This is a genomic window from Burkholderia sp. FL-7-2-10-S1-D7, from assembly GCF_001524185.1.
Taxonomy (GTDB): domain Bacteria; phylum Pseudomonadota; class Gammaproteobacteria; order Burkholderiales; family Burkholderiaceae; genus Burkholderia; species Burkholderia diffusa.
Map to the genome: position 1 here is coordinate 12,233 of NZ_LOWY01000034.1, position 19,487 is coordinate 31,719.

Consider the following 19,487-nt stretch of genomic DNA (forward strand, 5'->3'; position numbering starts at 1 on the left):
CGGACGAACGCACCCCCGCAGCCCGGACACGTCGCTCGGGCCCGGGTTGCGCGTCGCATGACGAACGAAGTTACTTGATCTGGTCGGCGAGCGGCTGCAGGAATTCGGAGAAGCCGGTCAGCATGATCTGCACGCCGATGCACAGCAGGAGGAACGCCGACACGCGCTTCGCGATCTTGGTGCCTTCGGTGCCGAGATAGCGGGCGAGCAGCGCGGCACGGCTGTAGGTCAGCCAGATGACGACCGCGACGAGCGCGGAAACCGCGATCGACACGATGCTCGACAGCATGAACTCCGACAGCTTGTGCGTGCGGTTCGCGTTCAGCGCGATCGCAGTGGCGATCGAGCCGGGGCCGACCGTCAGCGGCATGGTCAGCGGGAAGAACGCGCGGGTCATGATCGCGTTCGCATTGATCGGCTTGATCGGCGTATCGCCGCCGCCCGCCGGGCCGTCAGGCTCGTTCAGCATCTGCCAGCCCGCGACGGCGACCGCGAAGCCGCCGCCGATCCGCAGCGCTTCCATCGAAATCCCGAAGAAATGCAGCACCGGCGTACCGACGAAGAACGCGACCAGCAACACGATGAACGCGTTGAACCCGACCTTCTTCGCGAGCAGGTTCCGCTCGTGCTCGGTCAGCGCCTCGGTGCGCTCGAGAAACAGGAACGCGATGCCGATCGGATTGATGATGCCGATCAGGCCGGTGAAGCCGAACAGGATCTCGGAAATAAGGCGATTGACGATCATCGGAAGCGAAGAAGCGGTCAGGGCTGGGCCGGCGGCGCGCCGGGGGTCACGCATTGTAGAGCAAGCGCCCGCGCCCGCGACGCAAATCGCGCCCCGGGCCCGACGGGCCGCGCCACGCCCTTATTCGGCGACCGGCTCCCACGCCGGCGGCCGCTTCGCGAAGAACGCGGCGAAGCCCTCCTTCGCTTCCGGCGTCGCCCGCACGCGCGAGATCGTCTGCGCGGTGAACGCCGCGCGTTCGTCCGACGGCGGATACTCGCCGATCGCGTCGAAAAAGCGCTTGATCTCCATCAGTGCGTTCGGGCCATTGCGGCTCAGCTCGGCGAGCGTCTTGTCGAGCGCCGCGTCGAGTGCGTCGGGCGGCACGGCCCGGTGGATCAGCCCGATCGCGACGGCTTCGCCGGCCGCGAGCTGCGTCGCGGTCAGCGCGAGCCGGCGCGCCTGGCGCTGGCCGACCGCCTCGACCAGATAAGGGCCGATCACCGACGGCAGGATCCCGAAACGTGCCTCGCTGACCGAGAAGCGCGCCTGATCGCTCGCGATCACGATGTCGCAGGCCGCGCACAAGCCGACGCCGCCGCCGAACGCGTGGCCCTGCACGCGCGCAACCGTCGGCTTCGGGCACTGCCGGATCGCCCGCATCATCGCGGCGAACCGCTCGGCGTCGCGCAGGTTCGCGGCCGCGTCGTTCGCGCTCGCGCGCTGCATCCACTGCAGGTCGGCACCCGCGCAGAACGCGCGGCCGTCCGAGCGCAGCACGATCGCGCGCACGTCGTCGCGCCCGCCGAGCGTCGTGAACGCGTCGGTCAGCTCGGCGATCATCGTCTCGTCGAACGCGTTGAGCACGTCACCGCGCTGCAGCGCGACGGTCGCGATGCCGCGCGCATCGACGGCGACAGCCAGGGTCTTCAATCCATCCATCGAACAGGTTTCCTCAGGTAGAACGGCACACATCCGCATTACGCGGCCTGGCGGCGATCGATCACGCGCCGGGCCTTGCCGGTCGCGGTCGCGGGAATGCCGCCAGCGGCCAGCACCGTCACGCCGGACGACACACCGACCATCGTCTTGATCCGGTGCTGCAGCTCGCGCGCGAGCGCCGCGCGATCGCTTTCGGTGACCGACGCGGCCGCTTCGGAGCGCAGTTCGACCGCGAGGTCGAGCCGGTCCATGTGACCGTCGCGCGACAGCGTGATCTGGAACTGGCCCGACAGCTGCGGCAGCGCGACGACGATTTCCTCGATCTGGCTCGGGAACACGTTCACGCCGCGCACGATCAGCATGTCGTCGGAGCGGCCCGTGATCTTCGCGAGACGGCGCATCGCGCGCGCAGTCGGCGGCAGCAGCGCGGTAAGGTCGCGCGTGCGGTAGCGGATCACCGGCATCGCTTCCTTCGTCAGCGACGTGAACACGAGCTCGCCCTGGCTGCCGTCCGGCAGCACTTCGCCCGTGACGGGATCGATGATCTCCGGATAGAAATGGTCTTCCCAGATCACCGGGCCGTCCTTCGTCTCCACGCATTCGCATGCGACGCCCGGGCCCATCACTTCCGACAGCCCGTAGATGTCCAGCGCGTCGATGCCCACGCGCGTCTCCACTTCCTCACGCAGCGCCTGCGTCCACGGCTCGGCGCCGAAGATGCCGATCTTCAGCGACGACTCGGCCGGGTCCATCCCCTGCCGCACCATCTCGTCGATCAGGTTCAGCATGTACGACGGCGTGACGAGAATGATCTTCGGCTCGAAATCGCGGATCAGCTGCACCTGCTTCTCGGTCTGGCCGCCCGACATCGGCACGACCATGCAGCCGAGCCGTTCCGCGCCGTAGTGAATCCCCAGACCGCCCGTGAAGAGCCCGTAGCCGAACGCGTTGTGCAGCGTGTCGCCCGGGCGGCCACCGGCCGCGCGGATCGAGCGCGCGGTGACGTTCGCCCAGGTATCGATGTCGCGCGCGGTGTAGCCGACCACCGTCGGCTTGCCCGTCGTGCCGCTCGACGCGTGCACGCGCACGACCTGCTCGCGCGGCACCGCGAACAGCCCGAACGGATAGTTGTCGCGCAAATCGTTCTTGGTCGAAAACGGGAATTTCGCGAGATCGGCGAGCGACTTCAGGTCGTCCGGATGCACGCCCGCCGCGTCGAACGTGCGGCGATAGTGCGGGACGTTGTCGTACGCGTGGCGCAGCGACCACTTGAGGCGCTCGAGCTGCAGCGCCTGCAGTTCGTCGCGGCTGGCGGTCTCGATCGGCTCGAGGGCGGCGGCGGGATGCGTCGGGTGAGTCATCGGGGTGCTCCTCCAAGGAGTGATGTCGTTATCGTGTTCGGGGTAACGGGGCCGGCGGCTACGACCGGAACGTGCGGCCGGCCGCGTGCAGCGCGGCGATGCGCGGCGACACGCGATAGCGGTCCTCGCCGTAGCTCGCCGCGAGATTCGACAGCACGCGATGCACGCGGCCGATGCCGATCGCATCGGCCCACGCGAGCGGGCCGCACGGGTAGTTCACGCCCTTCTCCATCGCGAGATCGAGATCGGCGGGCGAGCACACGCCCTGGTTCACCGTGTCGGCCGCCTCGTTCGCGAGCATCGCCACGGTGCGCATCGCGATCATGCCCGGCACGTCTGCGACGCCGACGACGCGAAAACCCGCCTGCTGGAACAGGCCGACCGCGTCCGCATAGGCCGCATCGCTGCACTGGAGCGCGCGCGTCAGCGCGACGAGCCCGGCCTGCGCGTAATCGCGGGCAAGATCCACCAGCACGAGATCGGCCACGCCGGTTTGCGCGGCGCGTGCGGTCGCGGTGCGGCCGTCGGTCAGCGCGATCGACGCGCGGCCGGCCACGGCCAGCAGTTCGTCGGCATGCGCGCCGCCCTGCCGCGCGCCCGCGATGCGTTCAGCGAAGCGTGCATGCAGCGCGGCGGCCGGGCCGTCCTGCGCGAACAGCGCGACGTCGGCCGGCGCATCGCGCGGCGCTTCCAGCTCGGGCGCGGGCGGCGTCGCGCCGTCGGCATATGAATAGAAGCCGCGCCCCGACTTGCGTCCGAGGAAGCCTGCGTTCACGAGTTCCTGCTGGATCAGCGACGGCGTGTAGCGCGCGTCATTGAAGTACGCGCGAAATACCGACTCGGTCACCGCGAAGTTCACGTCGTGGCCGATCAGGTCCATCAGTTCGAACGGCCCCATCCGGAAGCCGCCGGCTTCGCGCATCACCGCATCGATCGAAGCCGGCGTGCCGCCCTGCTCGTTCAGCACGCGCAGCGCCTCCGCGTAATACGGCCGCGCGACGCGGTTCACGATGAAGCCCGGCGTCGACTTCGCCAGCACCGGCCGCTTGCCCCACGCGGCGGCGGTGTCGTACAGCGCCTGCGCGACTTCCGGCGCGGTCGCGAGCCCGCTGACCACCTCGACGAGCGCCATCAGCGGCGCCGGATTGAAGAAATGCAGGCCGGCCACGCGTTGCGGCGCTCGCAGCCCGGCCGCGATCGACGTGATCGAGATCGACGACGTGTTGGTCGCCAGCAGGCACGCGTCGTCGACATGGCGTTCAAGGGTTGCGAAGATTTCGCGCTTCACGTCGAGCCGCTCGGCCGCCGCCTCGACGATCAGCGCCGCGCCAGCGAACTCGGCCAGCGCGCGCACCGCGCGAATGCGACTGCCGGCCGCCTCCGCTTGCGCCGGCTCGAGACGGCCTTTCTCCGCGAGCCGCGCGAACTGCGCGCGGATGCCGGCAAGCGCCTTGTCGCACGCGGCTTCGTTCAGGTCGTACAGCAGCACCGCATGGCCGGCCGCCGCGGCAACCTGCGCGATGCCCGCGCCCATCGCGCCCGCGCCGATCACACCGACGACCGCCGACGGCGCCAGCGCGCCCGAATTCACCGAATGTGCAGAAGAAACAGCCATCGCTTGCGATCCGTCATGAAGTGGAAGTGCGAGCGATTATAAACCGACCGGTCGGTATATTTATGTCAGGGCGAGCCCGAATTTGTCGTGCAAGAGACCGTTACGGAAACCGTAAAACGCAAAAAATCGAACGACCGGGGCACTTTTTCCAGATCGAAAGGTCAATGAAAGCGTCCGAATGTGAGATAGTGCCCCCCGAACGCCTGATAAAATTCGACAATTCGCCGGATTTCAGGGGGAAACCGCGTGTCACGCCGTTGCCGTCCATGTCCGCGCCCTTTCGGGGTCGGTTCAGCACCGCCCGGCATGCCTGTCGTCACGTGCGCGTGCCCCGCCTTCGGCACGCGGTCACATCGAACCGTTTCATCCAGCGACGGGCCTCGGCCCGCCCGCGCTCCTCGTCGCCCCTCGGCGGCGAGCCCGCGGCAGCGCAGTTCCGTGCTGCCGCACATCAGCTGCATCATCCTCGTTCGGCGGATCATCCGGCCGGGCTTCGTCAACCCGTGACGGCGCGTCGCGCGCCGTCACTCGCATAGGAAACCGTCCATGCCGCTCTCGTCCAACCAGCTCCCGCGCTGGACCCTCTGGGCCCCGCTTGCCGCATGGCTGGTACTCGCGCTGTCGCGCGTCGTGCCGGCCGAAGGCCTCGTCATCGCCGTGTTCGCCGCCGCGCTCGCCGGCGCCGTGTTCGCCGCCGTCCACCATGCCGAAGTCGTCGCGCACCGCGTCGGCGAGCCGTTCGGCACGCTCGTGCTCGCGGTCGCCGTGACCGTCATCGAAGTCGCGCTGATCGTGTCGGTGATGCTCGGCGCAGGCCCCGAGAAATCGGGCCTCGCGCGCGACACCGTGTTCGCCGCCGTCATGATCATCTGCAACGGCATCGTCGGCCTCTGCCTGCTGGTCGGTGCGTGGAAGCACGGCGAGCAGGATTTCCAGGGGCGCGGCGCGAGCAAGGCGCTCGCGGTGCTCGCGTCGCTGTCGGTGCTGTCGCTCGTGATGCCGAACTATCTGAATGCCGCGCCGGGCCCGTTCTTTTCGAAATCGCAGCTTGCCTTCGCCGGCGTGTCGTCGCTCGTGCTGTACGGCGCATTCGTGTTCGTGCAGACCGTGCGCCACCGCGACTACTTCCTCACCGAGCACGACAGCGCGAACGAATCGGTGCACGCGGCGCCGCCGAGCGGCCGCACCGCGCTGATCAGCCTCGTGCTGCTGTTCGCGAGCCTCGTCGCGGTCGTGCTGCTCGCCAAGCTGCTGTCGCCGGCCGTCGAGCATGCGGTGATGAAGCTCGGCGCGCCGGAAGCGGCGGTCGGCATCGTGATCGCCGCGCTCGTGCTGCTGCCCGAAGGGCTCGCGGCCGTCACCGCCGCGCGCGCGAATCGCCTGCAGACCAGCATGAACCTCGCGCTCGGCTCGGCGCTCGCGAGCATCGGGCTCACGATTCCGACCGTCGCGGCCGTGTTCATCTGGGTCGGCCAGCCGCTGACGCTCGGCATCGGCGCGATGGAAACCGTGCTGCTGTCCCTGACGCTGCTGGTCAGCACGCTGACACTCAGCCAGGGACGCACGACGGTGCTGCACGGTGTCGTGCATTTGTCGCTGTTCGCTGCCTACCTGTTCCTGTCGATCACGCACTGATGCAAAACGGCGCGCGGCACGGCGAAAACGATCCGCCGTGCCGCGCGCCATAACTCACCTTCCCCGCCTCACCTTCTTCGCGCCACGCCGCGCCTATCGGACCGGAATCACGAGATGCTGGCCAGCCAGGATCAGGTTCGGGTTCGCGAGGTTGTTGCGACGCTGGATCTCGCGATAGCGCTGGCCGCTGCCGAGCTTGCTCGCCGCGATCATGTTCAGCGTGTCGCCCGCCTTCACCACGTACGTCTTTTCGCCCGACGCGGCCGCGGTCGTCATCGTCTGGTCGCTGACGAAGTACTTGCGCAGCAGGTCCAGATACTGCGGCGACTGCTTGAGCTTCGCGATCGCGGCGTTCAGGTAGATCAGCAGGTCCTGGTCGTCGGCACGCACGCCGATCTTGTACGCGATGTTCGAGCCGTCGAGCTTGGTCACCGCGAACTTCAGGTCGGTGCCCTTGATCGAGCTGACCGCGAACGGATAGTCGTAGATGAACGCGTCGACCGCATGGCCGTCGAGGCTCTTCGCGATGAACGCCGGGTCGGAATCGTCGACCTCGACGAACCGGACGTTCGGATACTGGCGCGTGACGAATGCACGCACGTCCGGGTCGCCCTTCAGGATGCCGACCGTCTTGCCGGCCAGATCGTCGGCCGAGCGGATCGCGGAGCCCTGCCGCACGATCAGCGAATAGCCGAAATCATCGACGTACGGCACCGAGTAGACGACGCCCGCCGGCGTGTTGTCCGGGAACGTCAGCCCGTCCATCGCGACGTCGACGACATGGTTGCCCTTCGCATCGGTGTCGAGCAGCTGCTTCGGCACGCCCGGGTACGTGTCGACTTCGTGACGCGTATCGACGACGACCGGCTTGCCGCCATGCGAGAACGACGGATCCGAGAACAGCAGCCGCGCGAATTCGACATTGAAGCCGTGCGGCGCGCCCTTGTCCTCGCCGAAGAACGGCTCGCTCGGGTTCTGCACCGAGACGCGCACGACGCCGTTTTCGGCGATCGATTTCAGCGTGCTCGTCTGCGGCGTGAAGCCGGCCGGCAGCACGTTGGAGGACGTCGACGTCTGCGCGGGCTGGCCCGCGTCGCCTGCCTGCGCCGACGTCGCGCCCGGCGCCCCATCGTGCGCGGGAATCAGTGTCGACAGGCCGCCCTGGTGGACGATCCATACGCCGACGAGCACCACCAGAAACACGACTGCACCGAGAAGTTTTTTCATGGTTGCGTGCCTGCAGGAAGTTATTGTTGTTTCGACGGCAATGCAGCGGCCTGTGCCGCATCGGGGCCGGGCACGGGCGTGCCGTTCATCACCGCCTGCTGTTGCGCCTGCTTGACCTCGGGATTGTCCAGCAGCGACGTCTCCATTTCGGAAAATGCCTTGTTCACCGAGCGCATCACCGAATCAACGGCCACGTCGGTCTTGATCTGCTCGAACGTATCGGCCGTCTGCCGGCCCGCGAGCTTGTTCATCTGCTGCGCCGCCTGCGACATGTCCCACATCGCCTTCGCGCGGTCGATCGCGGTGGCGAAATTCTTCAGCTCGGCCTGCACCTGCTTGTAGCGCCCCTCACGGAATGCCAGCAACTGCTTCATCGTGTCGAGCTGCGCGCGAAAGCGTGGCGCGTCGTCCGGATACTGCTTCTCGAACAGCTCGGTCTTGTTTTCGAAGTTCTTCACTTCGGTGCGGAAAGCGGTGATGCTGTCCGCGAATTTCTGCGCCGCCTGGCGCTTTTCCGCGAGCTGGTTGATGAGCGTCTCGATCGGATTCGACTGCGCTTCCTCGACGATCATCTTCACCTTCTGGTTCGCGAACTTCATCGCGACGACCGGCGCGAGATAGATCGCCCCGAGGCCGATCACGGCCGCCGTGATCAGCGCGATCATCCCCTTCAGGATGAACAGCGCGGCCGGTGCCGCGATAGCGACGCCGGCGATGATGATCGCCCATTTGATCAGCTTTGCCTTGCCACTCCCCGAACTGCCGTTTGCTTCATTCGAAAGCTGCGACATGAGTTTTTCTCCTTGAACCTCGAACTGAACTGCGTGCGTAAGCTGCGTCATGCTCAATCGAAATGCTTCGGACTCCGGTGCCGCCGCGCGCGCGGGACGGTTGACGGCACGATGCGTGGACGCGTGGCGGCGGCGTCACGACACGCCGGTGTAAGCGTCATGCGCGATACGGTATTCGGGCGCGACAGGCTGGCGCGCGACGTGCCGGCGCCGATCGGCACGGCTCATCGTCGCGGCCAGCGGGCAGACGGGAAAGTGTACCGATGCACGGTACGAAACGGGATGACGGATGCGTGACGCGACGGGCGTCGGGAAAATCGTGGCGGGCCGGCGGCTGCGGCGCCGGGATTCCGGTACGAGTGCGTGAAGGCTCATCGTTGTTCTTGTGCGCGTCGCTGATGCGGGAACGCGCGGCCAGCGCGCCCCGCTCCAAATGCACGCACGTATCCTGCGCCGACCGGCATGCAGCGTCAAGCGGTCGGCGCGGCGCGTTGCCCTTTCGCGATCGAAAGCGTGCGCGGCGCGTCAGCTTTCAGAACAGCAAGGATGTTGCCGACGCCGCGACGCATCGCGCCCGGTCGGGATGGATTTCCATCCAAGCGCGGCCCGCGGCCGGCCGACAGGATCTTATGTCGCGGCGCCGATCAAGGCGTCCGCATCGAACCCGTACAGCACGGCCGGATTGTCGACGAGCATCGCGCGGCCGACCGCCTCGTCCGCTGCGCAGGCGTGCAACCAGCCGAGCAGGTGCGCATCGTCGGGCACCGGCGACGCGTTCGGATGCGGCCAGTTGCTGCCCCACACGCAGCGCGCAGAATGTTCGCGCGCGAGCACGGTGGCAAGGCGTGCGATGTCGTCGTAACCCGGCGCACCGGATCGCGAAGTTTCGTAAGGCGCGGACAGCTTCACCCAAACGTGGCCGCGATCCAGCAGGCGCCGCAATGCGACGAACGCCGGCGCACTCGGCGCCACCGGCGTCAGGAACTTGCCCGTGTGATCGATGACGATACGCGCCGGCAAGGACGTCAGCAGCGCCTCGACGTCGGGTAGCGTCCGGCCATCGAGCTGCGGGTCGATGTGCCAGCCGAGCGGCGCGATTCGCGTGGCCATCCGCTCGAGCTCGTCCCATCGCGCGACGCCGCCCGACAGCGTCATGAACCGCACGCCGCGGATGCCTCCCGCGTGCAGCCGCTCGAGTTCGGCGTCCGGCACGTCGACCGGCAACGTCGCGACGCCACGCGCCTGCGGGCCGAGCGCGGCCAGCGCATCGAGCGTGCAGCGGTTGTCGAACCCATAACCGGTCGGCTGCACGACGACCACGCGCGCGAGGCCAAGCGCCAGTTGCACGCGGCGATAGGCGTCCACTGGCGCATGCGGCGGGCGGAACGTCGCCGTCGGCGCGAGCGGATACGCATCGTCGTAAATGTGAATATGGCAATCGCATGCGGGCGACGGCCGTGTACCGGCCAGGTCGTGCGTCATCGTGCGCCCGGCGCGGCGGATGCGTCGGCCGACCGCCAGCGTGCGAGCCGCGTCGCGTGCGCGGCGTTGACCGCGCCATTTGGCACGCGTGCGTCGAGCAGCGCGGCGAGTTGTTCGACCGTCTCCAGTGCCTGGTGCTCGACCGCCGGCCGTGTCAGTCCGCCGATATGTGGCGTGGCGATCACGCGCGGATGCGCGGCGAGTTCGGGCGTGGGCATCTGGTCCGTCGCGCGGCCGACATCGAGCGCGCAACCGGCCAGCCTGCCGCCGTCGAGCGCGTCGGCCAAAGCCTGCTCGTCGACGAGCTCGCCGCGCGACGCGTTGATGAAGCACGCGCCCGGCTTCATCGCGGCGAACGCGCGCGCGTCGAACAGGTTCGCGGTGGCGGGCGTCGCCGGCGCGAGGCACACGACGTAGTCCGCATCGCGCAGCAAGGTCGTGCGGTCGACCTGTTCGATCGACGGCGTGTCGACCCGCACGTACGGATCGCACACGAGCACGCGCATCCCGAACGCCGTCGCGATCGGCGCGAGATGGCGCGCGATCTGCCCGTAGCCGACCACGCCCAGCGTGCTGCCGCGTAATTCGCGGCCCATCTGCGGCAGCGGCGGCGTGCCGCCGTGGTACGTAGCGGCATAGGCGCCGATCCCGCGCGCGAGGTCGATCATCGCGCCGATCACCCACTCCGCGACGGCCGGCCCGAAACCGGGGCTCGCCTGCGTGACCAGCACGCCGAATTCGCTCGCCGCGTCGACGTCGACGGTACGAATGTCGACCGCGCAGCGCAGGAACGCGGCGAGCGCCGGCAGCTCCGCGAACAGCGCGCGCGGCGCCGGCGTCTGCCGGTACGCGATCATCGCATCGCAACCTTGGGCGGCGGCGATCAGCTCGTCCGTGCCGAGCTCACGGTCGAGCGGATTGCACGTGACGTCCGCGATCGCCTGCAGCGCGCGCAGCGCCTTCGCACCGAAGTAGTAATCGAGCATCCCGGACGGATGGGTCACGTAGACGCGCGTCATGCGGAGGCTCCGTTCGATTCGACCGCTCGCGGCGGCGGCGCGACCGATGCGCGCTCGACGAGCGTGACGCCCGGGAACACGCACTGCCCGGGCTCCGACAGGTCGCCGTCGTGCCGCATCACGCGCCGCACCATCTCCGCGGCCATGTCCGTGACGGGCAGTTGCACCGTGGTCAGCGCCGGCCACGAGATCGCCGACAGGAAGTGACCATCCATCCCGACGACCGACACATCGTCCGGCACGCGCAATCCGCCGTCGCGCAGCCCGGCCATCAGGCCCAGCGCGAACAGGTCGTTGACCGCGACGATGCCGGTCGGCCGCGCCGGATCGGCCGCGAGCGCGGCGCCGAGCGCACGCCCGACCTCGACGATCACGGCGTCGCCGTATTCGTTCGCCGGGCCGCCATCGAGCACTTGCGCATCGGCGCCCGCGTCGCGCGCTGCCGCGAGAAAGCCGCGAATCTTGTCGCTGCGGCTCACGGTGACGCCGGCCACCGTCGCGAATGCGAGCCGCGTATGGCCCGCGGCGACGAGACAGGCGGTTGCGAGCCGCGCAGCCGCCTCGTTGTCGGCCGTCACGTGATCGACCTTCGATTGTGCGCCGGGCGTTGCGCGGCGGTCGTAGCTGACGACCGTCATCCCGCGTTCGGCCGCGCGTTCGAGGTGGCTTTCGTCGGCAAGCGACGAGATCACGATCACGCGCCGCACGCCGTGCGCGAACAGGTCGTCGAAGAACGACGCCTCCTTGCCCGCGTCGCGGTACGTGTTGCCGATCAGCACGCGATGGCCATACTGCTCCTGCGCGCAAGCCTCGATCTCGCGCGCGATGTAGCCGTACATCGGATTCGCCATCGACGGCACCAGCAGCCCGACGAGCGGCGTCTGTCCCGTCTTGAGCTGGCGCGCCAGCGTGCTCGGCCGATACTGCAGCGCATCCATCGACGCCTTCACGCGTTCGAGCGTCTCCGGCTTCATCTGATCGGTGCGGCCGTTGAGCACGTTCGAAACCGTGCTGACCGAAACGGCCGCATGACGGGCCACGTCCTGAATCGTACTCATGTCGTCTTGCAATGAACGGGCTACAGGCCGAAACGGGCCGGCAGCCACAACGAAAACGCCGGTGCGAAGATCAGCGCCACGAGGGCGACCAATAGCACCAGCAGGTATTTCACCATCGGCCGCGCCACGCGCGCGACCTCGGTCCCCGTGATCGCGCAGGTCGTAAACAGCCCGAGCCCGACGGGCGGCGCGAACAATCCGAGCCCCATCGCCACCACCACGACCGTCCCGAAATGCAGCGGGTTGATGCCGAGCTGCAGCGCGATCGGCGCGAGCAGCGGCCCGAAGATGATCAGCGCGGGCGCGCCTTCGAGCACGGCGCCGAACACGATCATCAGCAGCGCCGCCAGCAACAGGAACGCCGTCGAGCCGTACTGATGGGCAAACGCTGTCATTGTGCCCGAGACGAGCGCGGGAATCTGCTCGATCGACAACGCGAACGACACGCTCGACGCCGCCGCGACGATGAACAGGATACCGCTCGCCATCGACGCCGCACGGACGAACACGCGGCCGACCGAGCGCCAGGTCAGTTCGCGGAACGCCGCCCAGCCGACCACCAGCGCATAGACCACCGCGAACGCCGACACTTCCGTCGACGTCGCGATGCCCGACGTCACGCCCTTGCCGATCATCGCGACCATGATCAGCGCGACGAGCGCGCCGCCCGCGAGCGGCAGCCACGCGCGGCGCTCGACGAACACCGCGTCGACGTCGATCCGGCGTCCGCAGATCACGGTCACGACCGCCAGCGACGCGGCGAGCACGGCCGCCGGCACGATCCCCGCGACGAACAGCCCCGCGATCGAGATGTTCGCGACGAAGCCCATGATGATCATGTTCACGCACGGCGGGATCGTCTCGGCCATCACCGCGCTGCACGCCAGCAGCGCCGCGGTTTCGTCGGGATCCTGCCGCGCGCGGCGCACGGCCGGCATCACGACGCCGCCCACCGCCGCGATATCGGCCAGCTTCGAACCCGACACGCCGGAAAAGCACGCCGTCGCGAAGATCACGATCAGCCCGAGCCCGCCGCGCACGCGCCCGAAGATCCGCAGCAACAACTCGACGAGCCGCGCGGACATCCCGTTCGACTCCATCAGCAAGCCGGCCAGCACGAAGAACGGTACGGCGAGCAGCACGAAGTGATCGGCACCTGCCATCACCTGCTGCGAGTAGACGAGCAGCGGCAGCGTCGGATCGGCGAGGAAGTAAAGCAGCGCCGAGAACGCGAGCACGAAGCCGATCGGCACGCCCAGCACGAGCCCGCCGACGAAGCCGGCGATCAGCAACGCCCCCGGCGCGATCGCATGCTCGGGCCGCAGCGCGTTCCAGCCGTACACGGCGCCTGCGAGCACGGCGCAGCACGCAAGCGTGCCGAGCACGCGGCGGCGCGGCGCGTTCAGTGCGTTCGCGAGCGCGAACACGCTCATGAACAGCGCGCCGAACATCATCGGATACACGTTGATCCATCCCGGCAGGCCGCCGGTGGTCAACTGATCGTACGAATCGCCGAGCAGCTGCCACGACGACGCCAGCAGGTTCAGCGACACCGCCGCGACGATCCAGTGCCCGATCTGCACGAGCGCGCCCTGCCAGCGTGCCGGCAACCAGCCGCGGAACAGGTCGATGCCGACGTGCTGACTGCGGCCGAGCACCGTCGCCGCGCCGAAGAACACCAGCACGATCATCAGCGCGCTCGCGACCTCCTCGGCCCAGTCGACCGGATCGTGCAGGAAATAGCGGAAGACGACCGACACGAACACGACCAGCACGTCGACGGCCAGCACGGCGGCCGACACGTATTCGATCCAGCGCATCGCCGCATCCAGCGCGCGGACGGCGCGCACGGGACGCCCTGGGTCGACGGCCGGCGCGACGCTCGAAACGGAACCGGTATCCATCGCTCAACCCCGCGCGGCAGCGATCGCCGGAAACAGCGGCGCAGTCGCCGGATACTGCTTCGCGAATGCCATGTAGAGGCGGTCGTGCATCGCCTGCCGCAGCGCCGTGCGCTCGGCATCCGCCATCGGATGAAACGTCATTCCGTGCTGCTTCAGCGCCGCCTCCGCCTGCACGGCCTTCTGCGTCGCGATCGCGCGCTGCTGCGCGGTCGCGTCGGCCACCGCGCGGTCGAACGCCGGGCGCAGGTTTGCCGGAATCCGCTCGAGCGCGCGCCGCCCCATCACGACGGTCATCGCCGCGAACACGTGGTGCGATTGCCAGCACGACTTGACGATCTCGTCGAAGCGGCTCGCGAGCACGGTGGCCGGATCGTGCTCGAGCCCGTCGACGACGCCCGTCTGCACGGCCATGTAGAGCTCGCCGAACGGAATCGGCGTCGGCACCGCGCCCATCACCCTGAAGGTGTCCATGAATGCCGGCGTCGGCAACACGCGCAGCTTCGTGCCCTTCACGCCCTGCAGCGCCGTCACCGGCTGCTTCGTGAACACGCAGCGCCCGCCGAAGTGCGAGCCCCACGTCAGCACGGCGCAGCCCGCGCGCTTTTGCAGCAGCGCGTTCAGGCTGGTGCCGACCTGGCCGTCGAGCACCTTCGCGACGTGCGCATAACTGTCGAACAAGTAGCCGAGATCGAGCATGCCGAGCTCCGGCGCGACCGTGGCCCAGATCGACGAGCCGGCGATCATCATGTCGATCGCGCCGATCTTCACCTGCTGGGCGACGTCGCTCTCCTTGCCGAGCTGGCTGTTCGGAAAGTAGTCGACCCGAATCGCGTCGCCGACGCTCGCCTTCAGGTTCGCCGCGAGGCGCTCGTACCACACGTAGTGCGCGGCGTTCTGGTCGGCCGGCATCGACGACGAGCAGCGCAGCGTCACGGTCTGCGCCGCGCGACCGATTTCCGGCAAGCCGCCCGCGACCGCGAGCGTGGCGGCGGACGCCGTTTGCAGAAAGCGCCGCCGGGTGAAGGTACTCATGGCCGTCTCCTTTCCAATCGTGTCTTCCGACGCGACTGTATCGATTTAGTGTATCGATACAGTAATACGACGACCGATGAGGGCGAAATGCGGGTTTTCCCGTGACGGGCATGAAAAAAGCGGGATTGCTAGCGGCAATTTCGGACCGGAGCGTGACGCGGAGCCGGCGCATTTCGGTCTTTCGCGCCCCTGGCGTGCGTCAGCGTGTCGGCGGATATCGTCAGACAACTGACTTTTTCTACACGACGACGCCGTCCGCCCCTTCCGTCAGAAACTGCCCGACCATCGCGTTGAACAGCGGCAGCGCCGGATTGTCGTTGTCCGCGCGCCACGCGAGATACAGCTCTGCCGCCACGTCGACGCCCGCGAGCGGCCGGAACACCACGCCGTCGACATGCAGCTCGCGCGCCGAAGCCGGCACCAGCGCGGCACCCAGCCCGGCACGTACCAGGCCGAGGATCGTATGCGTCTGCCCGACGTAATGCAGGTAGTTCGGCAAGCGCCCCGCGCTGGCGAACATCCCCGAGATCATGTCGTGGAAGTACTTGCCCTCGTTCGGCGAATACGCGATGAACGGCTGCCGGTCCAGCTCGTCCGGGCCGATCCGCTCGTACGCGGCCAGCGGCGTGCCCTGCGCGACCGCGACGAGCATCGGCTCGCGCTGCACGAGCCGGTATTCGAGCGGATGGCGCGCCGCGCGCTGGCGCACGAAGCCCGCATCGAGCATGCGCGACGCGAGCGCGTCGATCTGCACGGTCGACACCATTTCGCGCAGTTCGACGTCGACGTCCGGCAGCGCGTGCGCCGCATGCGCGAGCAGCGCCGGAATCATTCGGTACGCGCTGACGGCCGTGAAGCCGAGCGTGATGCGGCCAGCCCCGCCGTGCGCGACGCGCTGCGCGGCCTGCTCGGCCCGCGCGGAAAACTCGAGGATGTGCCGCGCGTCGCGCAGGAAGCGCTCGCCGGCCGCGGTCAGCCTGACCTGCCGGCTGCTGCGTTCGAGCAGCGCGATGCCGAGCGCGTGTTCGAGCAACTGGATCTGCCGGCTGAGCGGCGGCTGTGTCATGAAGAGCCGCTTGGCCGCACGGCCGAAATGCAGCTCCTCGGCCACCGCGACGAAGCAGCGAAGCTGGTTCAGTTCAATCATTCAATTCCTGAATCAATCGATAGCCTTTTGATGTTAGACCAACATCGATTCGATTCCTATACTCGGTTGCACCTGATGCGCGGCCCGCGCCGCGCACGACGACCGAGACCTTCATGACCATCGACATCCTGCTTACCCAGCCACTTCCCGACGCCATCGACGCCGAACTGTCCGCCCGTTACGCGGTGCATCGCCTGTACGCCGCCGACCAGCCGGACGCGCTGCTCGACCGCGTCGCGTCGCGCATCCGCGGCGTCGTCACGGGAGGCGCGAACGGGTTGTCCGCCGCGTTGATGGACCGGCTGAGCGCGCTCGAAATCGTCGCGATCAACGGCATCGGCACCGACGCCGTCGATCTCGACCGCGCCCGCGCCCGCGGCATTCACGTGACGACGACACCCGACGTGCTGACCGATGACGTCGCCGACATGGCGATGGGGCTGATCCTGATGACGCTGCGCGACCTCGGCGCCGGCGAGCGCATCGTGCGCGCCGGCCGCTGGGGCAAGGCTGCGCAGCCGCTCGCGACGCAGGTGACGGGCAAGCGGCTCGGCATCGTCGGCCTCGGCCGCGTCGGACGCGCGATCGCGCAGCGCGCGCAGGCGTTCCGGATGCCGGTCAGCTACTTCGGCCCGCGCGAACATCGCGACAGCGGCTACCGCTACGTGCCCGACCTGGTCGCGCTCGCGCGCGACAGCGACGTGCTCGTGCTCGCGGCATCGGCCGATCACGGCAACGTGCTCGTGACGGCCGACGTGCTCGCCGCGCTTGGCCACCAAGGATTCCTGATCAATGTCGCGCGCGGCAAGCTCGTCGACGAAGCCGCGCTCGTGCGTGCGCTCGCGGACGGCACGATCGCCGGCGCGGGCCTCGACGTGTTCGCGGACGAACCGCGCGTGCCGGCCGCGCTGCTCGAACTCGAACGCGTCGTCGTGCAGCCGCACCGCGCGAGCGCCACGCACGAGACGCGCGACGCCATGGGCCGGATCGTGCTCGCCAACCTCGCCGCGTGCTTCGCTGGCCAGCGCCCGCCGACCAGCGTCACGAACTGAGCGCCGCCCGCTTTCACCGACCACGACACCAAACCAATCACCTTCGCACGACGAAGGCCAGGAGACTCGCATGCCCAATCGATCCAGCGGCAGCGCCGCCGTCGCCGCGTCGCCCGCCTCATCCACCGCGTCGCGCACGATCGGCCGCGTCCGTTACACGGTCCTCGCGCTGATCTTCGCCGTCACCGTCGTCAACTATGCGGATCGCGCGACGATGTCCATCGCCGGCACGGGCGTCGCGCACGACCTCGGGCTGACGCCCGTGCAGCTCGGCATCGTCTTTTCCGCGTTCGCGTGGGCCTATGCGATCGGCCAGATTCCGGGCGGCTGGCTGCTCGACCGCTTCGGCGCGCGCCGCGTGTACGGCCTAAGCCTGCTGCTGTGGTCGGTCTTCACGATGCTGCAGGGCACGGTGGGCTGGTTTGCGGTGCAGGGGGCCGCCGCGACGTTCGCGCTGTTCGCGATGCGCTTCATGCTCGGCCTGGTCGAATCGCCGGCGTTCCCGGCCAATTCGCGGATCGTCGCGTGCTGGTTCCCGACTGCCGAGCGCGGCACCGCATCGGCACTGTTCAATTCCGCGCAGTACATGGCCGTCGTGCTGTTCGCGCCCGCGATGGCGTGGCTGACGCACGCGCTCGGCTGGGAACACGTGTTCCTGTGGATGGGGATGCTCGGCGTCGCGCTGTCGGCGCTCTGGTTCGCGTGGTATCGCGAACCGCACAGCCATCCGCGCGTGAGCGACGCCGAGCGCGACGACCTGCGCCAACGCGGCGCGCTCGTCGATCTCGAGGCGAACCGCGTCCGGCACCGGCAGCGCGTATCGTGGCGCGACGCATCGCAGCTGTTCCGCCACCGGAACCTGTGGGCGATCTATATCGGCCAGTACGCCATCACGGCGCTCACCTATTTCTTCATCACGTGGTTCCCGATCTACCTGATCAAGGGCCGCGGCATGACGATCATGGAGGCCGGCTGGGTCGCCGCGCTGCCGGCGCTCTGCGGCTTCACCGGCGGTGTGCTCGGCGGCGTGCTGTCGGACTGGCTGATCCGGCGCGGCGTGCATCCGTCGCGCGCACGCAAGACGCCGTTCGTCGCGGGGATGGCGATGGCGACGCTGCTCGTGCTCGCGAACGGCGCGTCGTCGAACACCGTCGTGATCGCGCTGATGACGATCGCGTTCTTCGGCAAGGGCCTCGCGGCGGTCGGCTGGGCCGTGCTTGCCGATACCGCGCCGGAAGGCATGGTCGGCCTGAGCGGTGGCGTGTTCAACGGCCTCGGCAACATCGCGGGGATCGTCACGCCGCTCGCGATCGGCTATTTCGTCGCGCACACGGGCTCGTTCGCGGGCGCGCTGTGGTTCGTCGCAGCACACGGGCTGATCGGCATCGCCGCCTACGCGTGGCTCGCCGGCCGCTTCGACCGGATTCGGGTCACGCCGCACGCATGACGCCCGGCGCCGCCGGGCGAGCGAACCGCCGCAGCATCACGCGCGCTGGCGGCTGCCCGGCGTCGGCTCGACCGCGAGCCGATCGAGTTCGCGCAGGTCGTTCTCCAGCGCGGGCGTGAGGGTCGTGCGCAGATGGTCGAGGAAGGTGCGGATCTTCGCGTCGAGATAGCGGCGTGTCGCATAGACGGCATACACGCTGACCGTCTGCAGCCGGTACTCGGGCAGCACGCGAATCAGCCGCCCTTCGCGGATGTCGTCGAGCACGGTGTACAGCGCGACGCATGCGATGCCGCGCCCTGCCCGCACCGCGACGCACAGCGCATCCGGTACGTTGACCTGGAACGGTGCCGGCTGCAGCTCGTACACCGTCTCCTCGCCGTCGCCGCGCTCGAGCCGCCACTCGCTGGCCGGCGATGCGGGCGTATCGAGGCGCAGGCACACGTGGTTCGGCAGATCATCGGGCGTCGTTGGCGTGCCATGCCGCGCCAGGTATTCGCGCGACGCGACCAGCACGCTGCAACTCGTTCCGCAAGTCTGCGCGACGTAGCCGGAATCGGGCAGCTGCGACGCGGTCACGATCGACACGTCGTAGCCTTCCTCGACGAGGTTCGGCATCCGCTGCGCGAGCGTCAGCTCGATCGAAACGTCCGGGTTGTCTTCCTGGTAGCGCACGATCGACGATACGACATGACTCTGCCCGAGCCCCGTCATCGCATGAATGCGCATCTTGCCGCTCGGCCGCAGCAGCGCGTTGCGCGCCTCGGCGTTCGCGTAGTCGAATTCGGCGAGGATCGATTTCGCACGCTCGAAGTAGCGCTCGCCGCTTTCGGTGAGGCCGAGATGGCGCGTCGTGCGATGCAGCAGCCGCGTCTGTACGTGAGCTTCGAGATTCGACACCGCGCGCGACACCTGCGCGGTGGTCGCATCGATTTCTTTGGCGACCGCGGTGAAACTGCCGGCTTCGACGACGCGCACGAACAGGCGCATGTTTTCGAGCATGTCCATTGAATTGGCTTGGGGAGTGTCGGTAGAGAAACGTCGGCGGCGCTCG

Annotated in this window: 17 protein-coding genes; 4 read left to right on the forward strand and 13 right to left on the reverse strand. The window is 68.4% G+C overall.

The window, feature by feature from the left end:
• Positions 1-70 precede the first annotated feature (70 nt).
• The 4 genes from WS75_RS15030 to WS75_RS15045 form a co-directional block, all read right to left on the reverse strand.
• Complete coding sequence (locus WS75_RS15030) at positions 71-745, reverse strand: MarC family protein (protein WP_059681191.1); 675 nt, start codon at positions 743-745, stop codon at positions 71-73.
• Positions 746-865: 120 nt separating this feature from the next.
• Positions 866-1,666, reverse strand: coding sequence for an enoyl-CoA hydratase-related protein (locus WS75_RS15035; RefSeq protein WP_059681192.1), 801 nt, complete (start codon positions 1,664-1,666; stop codon positions 866-868).
• Positions 1,667-1,704: 38 nt separating this feature from the next.
• On the reverse strand, positions 1,705-3,027 hold the full coding sequence (gene paaK, locus WS75_RS15040; protein ID WP_059681193.1) for a phenylacetate--CoA ligase PaaK: 1,323 nt from the start codon (positions 3,025-3,027) through the stop codon (positions 1,705-1,707).
• A gap of 58 nt (positions 3,028-3,085) precedes the next feature.
• Positions 3,086-4,642, reverse strand: coding sequence for a 3-hydroxyacyl-CoA dehydrogenase (locus tag WS75_RS15045; protein WP_059681194.1), 1,557 nt, complete (start codon positions 4,640-4,642; stop codon positions 3,086-3,088).
• Between the two features lie 546 nt (positions 4,643-5,188).
• Between WS75_RS15045 and WS75_RS15050 the strand changes: the two genes are divergently transcribed.
• Complete coding sequence (locus WS75_RS15050) at positions 5,189-6,277, forward strand: calcium:proton antiporter (RefSeq protein ID WP_059681195.1); 1,089 nt, start codon at positions 5,189-5,191, stop codon at positions 6,275-6,277.
• Between the two features lie 93 nt (positions 6,278-6,370).
• On the opposite strand, the gene WS75_RS15055 is transcribed toward WS75_RS15050, so the two are convergent.
• Both WS75_RS15055 and WS75_RS15060 read right to left on the reverse strand, forming a co-directional pair.
• On the reverse strand, positions 6,371-7,504 hold the full coding sequence (locus WS75_RS15055) for a transporter substrate-binding and LysM peptidoglycan-binding domain-containing protein (protein WP_059681196.1): 1,134 nt from the start codon (positions 7,502-7,504) through the stop codon (positions 6,371-6,373).
• A gap of 20 nt (positions 7,505-7,524) precedes the next feature.
• Positions 7,525-8,295 (reverse strand): hypothetical protein, encoded by a 771-nt coding sequence (locus tag WS75_RS15060; protein WP_059681197.1) that lies wholly within the window; start codon positions 8,293-8,295, stop codon positions 7,525-7,527.
• Positions 8,296-8,307: 12 nt separating this feature from the next.
• Between WS75_RS15060 and WS75_RS33575 the strand changes: the two genes are divergently transcribed.
• The gene (locus tag WS75_RS33575) at positions 8,308-8,592 is read left to right on the forward strand and encodes a hypothetical protein (RefSeq protein ID WP_156429788.1); all 285 of its coding nucleotides are present in this window, start codon (positions 8,308-8,310) and stop codon (positions 8,590-8,592) included.
• Positions 8,593-8,922: 330 nt separating this feature from the next.
• Here WS75_RS33575 and WS75_RS15065 read toward each other — a convergent pair whose 3' ends face one another.
• The 6 genes from WS75_RS15065 to WS75_RS15090 form a co-directional block, all read right to left on the reverse strand.
• Entirely contained in the window at positions 8,923-9,777 is an 855-nt protein-coding gene (locus tag WS75_RS15065; RefSeq protein WP_059681198.1) for an amidohydrolase family protein, read from the reverse strand.
• Entirely contained in the window at positions 9,774-10,796 is a 1,023-nt protein-coding gene (locus WS75_RS15070; protein ID WP_059681199.1) for an NAD(P)-dependent oxidoreductase, read from the reverse strand. The genes WS75_RS15065 and WS75_RS15070 overlap by 4 nt, the downstream gene beginning before the upstream one ends.
• Complete coding sequence (locus WS75_RS15075; RefSeq protein ID WP_059681200.1) at positions 10,793-11,866, reverse strand: LacI family DNA-binding transcriptional regulator; 1,074 nt, start codon at positions 11,864-11,866, stop codon at positions 10,793-10,795. The genes WS75_RS15070 and WS75_RS15075 overlap by 4 nt, the downstream gene beginning before the upstream one ends.
• 8 nt (positions 11,867-11,874) lie before the next feature.
• Entirely contained in the window at positions 11,875-13,758 is a 1,884-nt protein-coding gene (locus WS75_RS15080) for a TRAP transporter large permease (protein WP_059681201.1), read from the reverse strand.
• 3 nt (positions 13,759-13,761) lie between these two features.
• Complete coding sequence (locus tag WS75_RS15085; protein WP_059681202.1) at positions 13,762-14,790, reverse strand: TRAP transporter substrate-binding protein; 1,029 nt, start codon at positions 14,788-14,790, stop codon at positions 13,762-13,764.
• 238 nt (positions 14,791-15,028) lie between these two features.
• Positions 15,029-15,937, reverse strand: a complete 909-nt coding sequence (locus WS75_RS15090) for a LysR substrate-binding domain-containing protein (RefSeq protein ID WP_059607255.1) — start codon at positions 15,935-15,937, stop codon at positions 15,029-15,031.
• A gap of 113 nt (positions 15,938-16,050) precedes the next feature.
• On the opposite strand from WS75_RS15090, the gene WS75_RS15095 reads away from it, so the two are divergent.
• Both WS75_RS15095 and WS75_RS15100 read left to right on the forward strand, forming a co-directional pair.
• Positions 16,051-16,989: a 2-hydroxyacid dehydrogenase gene (locus WS75_RS15095; protein ID WP_059681203.1), complete on the forward strand. Its 939-nt coding sequence runs from the start codon at positions 16,051-16,053 to the stop codon at positions 16,987-16,989.
• A gap of 70 nt (positions 16,990-17,059) precedes the next feature.
• Positions 17,060-18,436 carry an MFS transporter gene (locus tag WS75_RS15100; protein WP_059681204.1) on the forward strand — a complete coding sequence of 459 codons (1,377 nt, stop codon included), beginning with the start codon at positions 17,060-17,062 and terminating at the stop codon, positions 18,434-18,436.
• Between the two features lie 36 nt (positions 18,437-18,472).
• On the opposite strand, the gene WS75_RS15105 is transcribed toward WS75_RS15100, so the two are convergent.
• Positions 18,473-19,441 (reverse strand): LysR family transcriptional regulator, encoded by a 969-nt coding sequence (locus WS75_RS15105; protein ID WP_059681205.1) that lies wholly within the window; start codon positions 19,439-19,441, stop codon positions 18,473-18,475.
• Between the last annotated feature and the right edge of the window lie 46 nt (positions 19,442-19,487).